The organism is Phytomonospora endophytica, from assembly GCF_014202425.1.
GTDB lineage: Bacteria > Actinomycetota > Actinomycetes > Mycobacteriales > Micromonosporaceae > Phytomonospora > Phytomonospora endophytica.
Genome location: NZ_JACHGT010000011.1, coordinates 252,342 through 259,064, shown reverse-complemented (window position 1 = coordinate 259,064; position 6,723 = coordinate 252,342). Strand labels below are relative to the sequence as shown.

Sequence of the window (6,723 nt, the reverse complement as noted above, 5' to 3'; positions counted from 1 at the left end):
CCGCCCGAACCAGCACAGCCCGATCCCATACCCGCCAGGCGGTCTCGTTCGCACCGCCCGAACCAGCACAGCCCGATCCCATACCCGCCAGGCGGTCTCGTTCGCACCGCCCGAACCAGCACAGCCCGATCCCATACCCGCCAGGCGGTTTCGTTCGCACCGCCCGAACCAGCACAGCCCGATCCCATACCCGCCAGGCGGTCTCGTTCGCGCCGCCCAAACCAGCAGAGCAGGTTCCCCGTGTCCGCTCCCAACGCTCTGACCGCCCGCCGTGTCCCGGCTCCGGGTACGCATCCGGCGGTCGCGAAGTACGACTACGCCTCGGCTTACGAGTTGTCGTTGCCGTTTCAGCCGCCGCCGGCGCGGTGGTGGGCGAAGGCGGTGTTCGAGACGATGCCGCCGTGGTTGGGCTGGTCGGTGCGTTCGGCCTGGCGTTTCGGGCTGGGTTTGAAGCTGGGTTCGCCGGAGTCGCCGGAGCTGGTGGCGGGGTGGCCGGTCATCGCCGACAACGGTGTGGAGTTGGTGATGGGCGCGTCGTCGTGGGGGATGGACACGCAGAACATCGTGACGGTTTCGCATGGGCGGGTCATGTGGGTGACGGTGGTCCGTTACCGCAAGCCTCTCGCCCGTCTGCTCTGGGCGTCGGCGACGCCGGTCCATCACTTGTCGATCACGCGGCTGCTGACTCGCGCGGCCCGGTCGTTGACCTAGACGGTCCGGAGGTCCCGGTGGCACGGAAGCGACATGAGCCGAGGCGTTTCCTGGTGGTGGCGCGCACGGCGTCGGGGAACTATCCGCATCCCATCGAGGTGGCGGTGTTTCCGTCGGGCGCGGACTCGATCGTGGCGTTCTCGGTCGGTCCGCATGCCGCGAACGGGGGCGGGCAGGTCCCCCTCGCGAACGTCGTCGACGGGGAGGGTGCGGGGTTGAATCCGGCCTTCGCGGTGGAGTTCGAGGCGGCGGACCTGCACTGGCTGGTCCCGCTGCTCCTGCGTCTCGCGGCCGGGGAGGACGTGTCGGACGAGATCAGGGCGGCCTACCGTGAGCGTCACGGTAAGCCGCCGGAGACGATGGCGATCGGCCGTTAGGCCGCCTTCTCCCACTTGATCCCGTTGGGGAAGCTGACGGTCTCCTGCCCGGGTTCGGTGAACACCAGGTGCGGCCGGGGCCGGCGTTCGAGGGAGACCGCGACGCCGCGGCGGCGGCTGCGGTAGAACAGCGCGGTCAGCCCGGCGAGCAGCGACAGGGCGCCGCCGACCCACAGGCCCGAGCGGGGCCCGAGCAGTTCGGCGAGCCAGCCGACGACCGGCGCGATGATCGGCGCCGAGCCGAGGAACACCATCACGTACAGCGCCATGACGCGTCCGCGCATCCGCGCGGAGACGCCGAGCTGGACGCGCTGGTTGGCGGCCTGGGCGAAGAAGACCATGAGGAAGCCGGTCGGGACGAGCAGGGCGACGGCGATGGCGAAGCTGGGCGCGAACCCGGCGAGGATCTCCAGCACTCCGAAGCCGATGGCCGCGCCGAGGACCAGGTACACGCTGGGCCGTTTGCGCCGCTTGGTGCCGCCGAGGGCTCCGGCGAGCGCGCCGAGGGCGAGGGCGGTGGTGAGCAGGCCGAAGGCGGCGGGTCCGGTCTGGAACTCCTCCTTGGCCATGAGGGCGAGGGTGACCTGGAAGTTGAAGCCGAAGCCGCCGACGATGAGCACGAGCGCGAGGGGCAGCAGCAGGTCGGGGCGGCGCCGGACGTAGGCGAGGCCTTCGCGGACGGTGCCGACGGGGCCGGTTCTGGGCGCGCGGTGGAGTTCGGCGGGGTTCATCATCGCCATGGTCACGACGGTGACGAGGAGGGTGACGGCGTTGATGAGGAAGATGGGCCCGATGCCTATGAGCGCGATGAGGACACCGGCGATGGCGGGGCCGACGATGCGGGCGCTGTTGAAGGTCGCGCCGTTGAGGGCGAGGGCGTTGGGCAGGAGTTCGGGGCCGACGAGTTCGGAGGCGAAGGCCTGCCGGGTCGGGATCTCCTGGGCGCTGACGACGCCGAGGATGAGTGAGAAGGCGTAGATCTGCCACAGCTGGATCTGGCCGCTGATGACCAGGACGGCGAGCAGCGCGGTGAGCACGAACCAGATGGCGTTGCACAGCTGGAGGATCCGGCGCTTGTCGAAGCGGTCGGCGAGTTTGCCGGCGTAGAGCGCGAAGACGAGGGTCGGCGCGAGCTGGAAGGCGGTGACGAGGCCGAGGGCGGCGCCGGAGTTGCCCGAGAGGTCGAGGGCGAGCCAGTCGAGGGCGATGAAGCGCATCCAGGTGCCGATGAGAGCGATCAGCTGTCCGGTGAGGAAGAGCCGGAAGTTGCGTACCTTGAGTGATCTGAAGGTGTCTGCCAGCTGATGTCTCATTGTGGGCGTTACGCCTCCCAGAAGTAGAGAGCCTTACTCGTGAATGCCCACTGACATTAGCGCGCCTACCTCGCAATTAAAAGGGCAATGTTATGACCATCACCCAATGGTGGTCCTTACATATCGGCCAACCCGCCGTTGCCGGTTGCGATGCCGTGTCATGGTGGAGCGCATGGAGTGGTCCCGCTACACCGCAAGTCTGACCGCCGACGCGGCCCGCCTGGCCGAGGTCGTCGACGGTCACATGGACGCCAAGGTGCCCAGCTGTCCGGAATGGACGGTCACCGACTTGGTGCACCATCTGGGGGAAGTCTACGAGCACAAGACGCTGTGCATCAAGCTCGGCGCCGAGCCCCAGCCGTGGCCGCCGGAGCGCGCGGCGACGGCGCCGCTGACCCGGATGCGCACCGGACTCGGGCACCTGCTGGCCGAGTTCACCGGCCGTGAGGCCGCCTCACCCGCCTACACCTGGTACGACCCCGACCAGACGGTCGGCTTCTGGGCGCGCAGGATGGCCCAGGAGACCGCCGTCCACCGCGCCGACGCCGAACTGGCCGCCGGCGTCGCGATCACGCCGATCGCCGAGGACATCGCCGTCGACGGCGTCGACGAGCTGCTCACCATCTTCTTCGCCTGGGCCTTCGCCCGCTGGCCCGAGGAGTGCGCGCCCGTCGTGGCCGAAGGCACCGGCGAGGCCGTGGTGATCGCCACGGGAGACCGCGAGTTCACCGTCCGGGTCACGCCCGAATCGGTCACCGTGACCGAGGGCGACACCCCCGCCGACCCCGCCGTGCGCATCAGCGGCGACCCCACCGACGTCCTGCTCTGGCTCTGGCGCAGGGTTCCCGACGACAAGGTCACCATCGAAGGCGACGCCGAAGAGGCCGAGCGACTGCACCGAATGCTCGCGTCCTTCACCCAGTGAGACCGCTGGACGACGCAAAGGGCTTGCGCACGGACGTAAGCTCAAGTACGTGAACGTGCTACGCGCACTAGTGGTGGTGCTGGCGTTGGTTACGCTGGCCAGCCTTCCGTGCGTGATCGCCTGGTTGGTGGTGAACGCCGACGAGATGACCGAACGCGCCGAGGCAGCCAAACGAAAACTGCCCAAACTCCGCCCGATACCGCAACCGCCGATCGAGGAGATCGCCGCCGAGCTGCGCCGCCTGTCGACGGCGCTCGCCCGCACGAGCTCCGAAGCCCGCAGGGCCGTCCTGCGCGAGGACCGTGACCGGGCCCTGCGCCAGGCCTGCGCCGCTCTCGGCGTCGACCAGCACCTCGACGGCCTCGACGGCCTCGACCTGGAGATCGAACGGGTCCGTGTCACCGGGGCGCTCCAGCGCGCCGGACTGCACATCGACGAGACCCGACGGGAGCCCAACCGCCAGGACCGTCAATGACGACGGCACGGCTGTTCGTCGCCGTCTACCCACCGGCCGAGGTCGTCACCGACCTCGGTCCGGTGGCCGACGGCCTGCACTCGGCACGCTCGCGCCCGATGCCCCACCACCAGTGGCATTTCACCCTTGCCTTCATCGGCCCCGTCGACGGTGAACGCCTCGCCGACGTCCGCGCGGCCCTGAGCACCGCCGCCGCCGAGGTCCGCTACTCCCCGCCGATCCGCCTGCGCGTCGCCGGTGGCGGCACCTTCCAGCGCGACGGGCGCTCGACCGTCCTGTGGGCGGCCGTCGAAGGCGACACCGGGCCCTTGACGGCCCTCGCCGAGACCGTCCGCGCGCACCTGTCGACGCACCGGATCGGCTTCGACGAACGCCCCCTCAAGGCGCACCTCACCCTCGCCCGGCCGGGCGGTTCGGTCAGCGGCGACGAGCTCGCCGCCGACCTGGACGCCCTGAAGGCGTACCGCGGGCCGGCGTGGAGCGTCGGCGAGATCGCGCTCGTGGAAAGCCGCGGCGACAACGGGACCGTGCACTACGAGGTGCTCGACCGCTGGAGCGTGGTGTTAGCGCGGAGGCGACGGGCGGGTTAGGGGCGCGCCAGGAACTCCTCCAGGACCGCGGCGACCTCATCGCGTTCCAGTTCGCGCGCGATCTCCAGCGGCGTGCGCGCCCGCAGCCCTGCCCTGAGCACACCCGGGTCGCCGGGAACCGGGATCCGCGGATCCGCGCCCGCGTCGAGCAGCATGCGCGCCTTGACCGGGTTGACGGCCATCGCGGCGAGGTGGAGCGGGGTGAACCCGTCCAGACTGCGGACGTCGACGTCCCCGGCCGCGTCGACGAGCAGGCGCAGGTTCGCCTCCTCGGCCCCGAACGCGGCCACGTGCAGGGGCGTCAGACCCTTGATGCCCAGATTGGTCCCGGATCCGCGCCGGCCTGGGTCGGCGCCCCTGTCCAGCAGTTCGGCGATGATCTCGGGGCTCCCGAACACGGCCGAGTCGAGCGGGGTCCGCCCGCCACCGCCTTCGGTGCCGACCTCGGCGCCGAAGGCCAGCAGCATCCGGACGACCTCGACGAGTTCGGGACTCCGCGCGCTCGCCATCTGGGGAAGCGGACGGTTCCCGTACTTGTCGCTCACGTTCGGGTCGGCCCCCGCCTCCAGGAGGATCCGCACGAGCTCGGCGGCGATCGGCGCGGCATCGTGGGCTCGCCAGTCGAACCCGTCGAGCGCTCCCGTCAGGGGCGTATCCCCGACCCGGTACTCCCGCCCGAACAACCGTTCCTTCTCCACGAAGGTGTGCAGCGACGGGATCTCGCGCACGACGGCGGCGTTGACGTCGGCTCCGGCCTCGACGAGCAGCTCGACCAGCTCGACCGACCGACCCGTGAAGACGGCCATGTGCAGCGGGGTGATGCCGGTGTCGTTGACGGGGCCCAGCGAGGCTCCCGCGGCCAGCCCTGCGCGCACGGCCTCGATGTCGCCGACGGCACAGCTGCGAATGAAGGCGTACTTCGCGGCGGGTGGGCGCTTGACCTTGATGCCCGCGAGCCGCTCGGAGAGGGTTTCGGCCCACGGAACGGGCTCGTCACCTTCGTGGTCGACGCGGTAGGTGAGCGGGTCGCCGGACGCGGCGGCCTCGTCGAGGTCGACGACGATGTACCACTGTCCCTCGTCGTAGCCGACGGTGTACCAGGCCCGGTCCTCCCGAACGAGACCCTTCTCCGTCTCGCACTCGGCGGGGATGTGCACCTCCCAGCCGAACTCGTCCTTGGTGAGCAGCACGTGCTTCGCGGGCCACTCGACGGCGAGCAGTGCCTGCACCGACGGTGGTACCGGGCGCGGGCCGACGGGCGTGTCGACGATCTGCTCGCCGGGCGCGAAGCCGGCGGGTATCCGGCCTTTGAGCCGGGTGAGCTGCTTGTGGACCTTCGGGGAGAGGTGGGACATCGCGCGATCCTATGTGGACGGTGCGACGGTCTCCCGCATGAGCCGGGCGGCCTCGGCGGCCTGCGGTCCGGGGATGCCTCCGGCGATCTCCAGCGGGGTGCGGCCGACACTGTCCGGCCGTTCCGGGTCGGCACCGGCGGCCAGCAGGAGCGCCACGACCTCGGTCCCGCGCGGCAGATGCCGGGTGAAGAACGGGTGCGTGCTCCACGCGGCGCCGTGCAAGGGAGTGCCGCCGGTGCGCAGGCGGAGACCGCGAAGCCTTTCGTCGCCGACGATCAGGGCGAGCGCGGGCTGCAAGGACGCGACGGTCGCATGCACGTCGGCGCCCGCGTCGAGCAGCGCCGACACGATCTCCGGCGAGCCGCCGCACAGCGCGGCCAGGTGCAGCGGGGTGTAGCCGAGGTCGTCCAGCCGGCCGACCGGCGCGCCCGCCGCCAGGTCCTCGCGGACGGCGGCGAGGTCGCCGTAGGCGCAGGCGCGCGCGAGCCGGTGACGCTCGGCGGGCGCGGGCTTCGCCGTGAACCTCGCCAGCCGCTCCGACAGGCGCTTCGGCTTCGGCGGGCGCTTCCCGCCGGTCCGTTCGACGCGGTAGGTCCACGGGTCGGCCGTCCCGTCGGCCTCGGCGAGGTCGACGACGAGTTCGTGGCCGGAGTCGTCGTGGCCGATGGTGTGCCAGTGCCGCACGGGTTTCAGCAGCTCCGCCGGGGTCTCCCGCGCGTCCGGGAGGTGCGCCTCGTGGAACACTCCGCCGTCCTTGGTGAGCAGGATGTGCCGCGCGGGCCACTCGACGGCGAGGAGGACCCGCAGCGCGGCGGGCAGCGCGTGCGGCCCGGCGGGGGTCGGTGCCTCGGTCGCGGCGGGGACGTCTTCGGGGATCCGGCCGCCGAGGCGGCGAAGCTGGAAGAGCAGATCGGCCGACGGGCCGGGGATGTCGCTCATCGCGGCAGCCTAGCCCGCGCGAGCGACATCCCGGTTTC

The 6,723-nt window shown here is 71.1% G+C and carries 8 protein-coding genes; 4 read left to right on the top strand and 4 right to left on the bottom strand.

All coding sequences use genetic code 11. From position 1 onward, the window contains the following. Window positions 1-347 precede the first annotated feature (347 nt). Window positions 348-590, bottom strand: coding sequence for a hypothetical protein (locus tag HNR73_RS40110; RefSeq protein WP_239122408.1), 243 nt, complete (start codon window positions 588-590; stop codon window positions 348-350). Between the two features lie 174 nt (window positions 591-764). On the opposite strand from HNR73_RS40110, the gene HNR73_RS25040 reads away from it, so the two are divergent. Continuing rightward, window positions 765-1,088, top strand: a complete 324-nt coding sequence (locus HNR73_RS25040) for a hypothetical protein (RefSeq protein WP_184790044.1) — start codon at window positions 765-767, stop codon at window positions 1,086-1,088. On the opposite strand, the gene HNR73_RS25035 is transcribed toward HNR73_RS25040, so the two are convergent. Then, window positions 1,085-2,401: an MFS transporter gene (locus HNR73_RS25035; protein WP_184790043.1), complete on the bottom strand. Its 1,317-nt coding sequence runs from the start codon at window positions 2,399-2,401 to the stop codon at window positions 1,085-1,087. The genes HNR73_RS25040 and HNR73_RS25035 overlap by 4 nt on opposite strands. Before the next feature lie 172 nt (window positions 2,402-2,573). On the opposite strand from HNR73_RS25035, the gene HNR73_RS25030 reads away from it, so the two are divergent. From HNR73_RS25030 to thpR, 3 genes are all read left to right on the top strand, one after another. Next, window positions 2,574-3,326 (top strand): maleylpyruvate isomerase family mycothiol-dependent enzyme, encoded by a 753-nt coding sequence (locus tag HNR73_RS25030; RefSeq protein WP_184790042.1) that lies wholly within the window; start codon window positions 2,574-2,576, stop codon window positions 3,324-3,326. A 112-nt stretch (window positions 3,327-3,438) separates the two neighbouring features. Then, window positions 3,439-3,801 carry a hypothetical protein gene (locus HNR73_RS25025; RefSeq protein ID WP_239122409.1) on the top strand — a complete coding sequence of 121 codons (363 nt, stop codon included), beginning with the start codon at window positions 3,439-3,441 and terminating at the stop codon, window positions 3,799-3,801. Continuing rightward, complete coding sequence (thpR, locus tag HNR73_RS25020) at window positions 3,798-4,391, top strand: RNA 2',3'-cyclic phosphodiesterase (RefSeq protein ID WP_184790040.1); 594 nt, start codon at window positions 3,798-3,800, stop codon at window positions 4,389-4,391. The genes HNR73_RS25025 and thpR overlap by 4 nt, the downstream gene beginning before the upstream one ends. Here the strand turns inward: thpR and HNR73_RS25015 are convergent. Then, window positions 4,388-5,746 (bottom strand): ankyrin repeat domain-containing protein, encoded by a 1,359-nt coding sequence (locus HNR73_RS25015; protein WP_184790039.1) that lies wholly within the window; start codon window positions 5,744-5,746, stop codon window positions 4,388-4,390. The genes thpR and HNR73_RS25015 overlap by 4 nt on opposite strands. A 9-nt stretch (window positions 5,747-5,755) precedes the next feature. After that, complete coding sequence (locus HNR73_RS25010; protein ID WP_184790038.1) at window positions 5,756-6,685, bottom strand: ankyrin repeat domain-containing protein; 930 nt, start codon at window positions 6,683-6,685, stop codon at window positions 5,756-5,758. Window positions 6,686-6,723: the final 38 nt, after the last annotated feature.

Excerpts from the sequence above, each read along its gene's own strand:
- HNR73_RS40110 (WP_239122408.1), bottom strand. The coding sequence starts at position 590 with ATGACCCGCCCATGCGAAACCGTCACGATGTTCTGCGTGTCCATCCCC.
- HNR73_RS25035 (WP_184790043.1), bottom strand. The coding sequence starts at position 2,401 with ATGAGACATCAGCTGGCAGACACCTTCAGATCACTCAAGGTACGCAAC.
- HNR73_RS25030 (WP_184790042.1), top strand. The coding sequence starts at position 2,574 with ATGGAGTGGTCCCGCTACACCGCAAGTCTGACCGCCGACGCGGCCCGC.
- thpR (WP_184790040.1), top strand. The coding sequence starts at position 3,798 with ATGACGACGGCACGGCTGTTCGTCGCCGTCTACCCACCGGCCGAGGTC.
- HNR73_RS25015 (WP_184790039.1), bottom strand. The coding sequence starts at position 5,746 with ATGTCCCACCTCTCCCCGAAGGTCCACAAGCAGCTCACCCGGCTCAAA.
- HNR73_RS25010 (WP_184790038.1), bottom strand. The coding sequence starts at position 6,685 with ATGAGCGACATCCCCGGCCCGTCGGCCGATCTGCTCTTCCAGCTTCGC.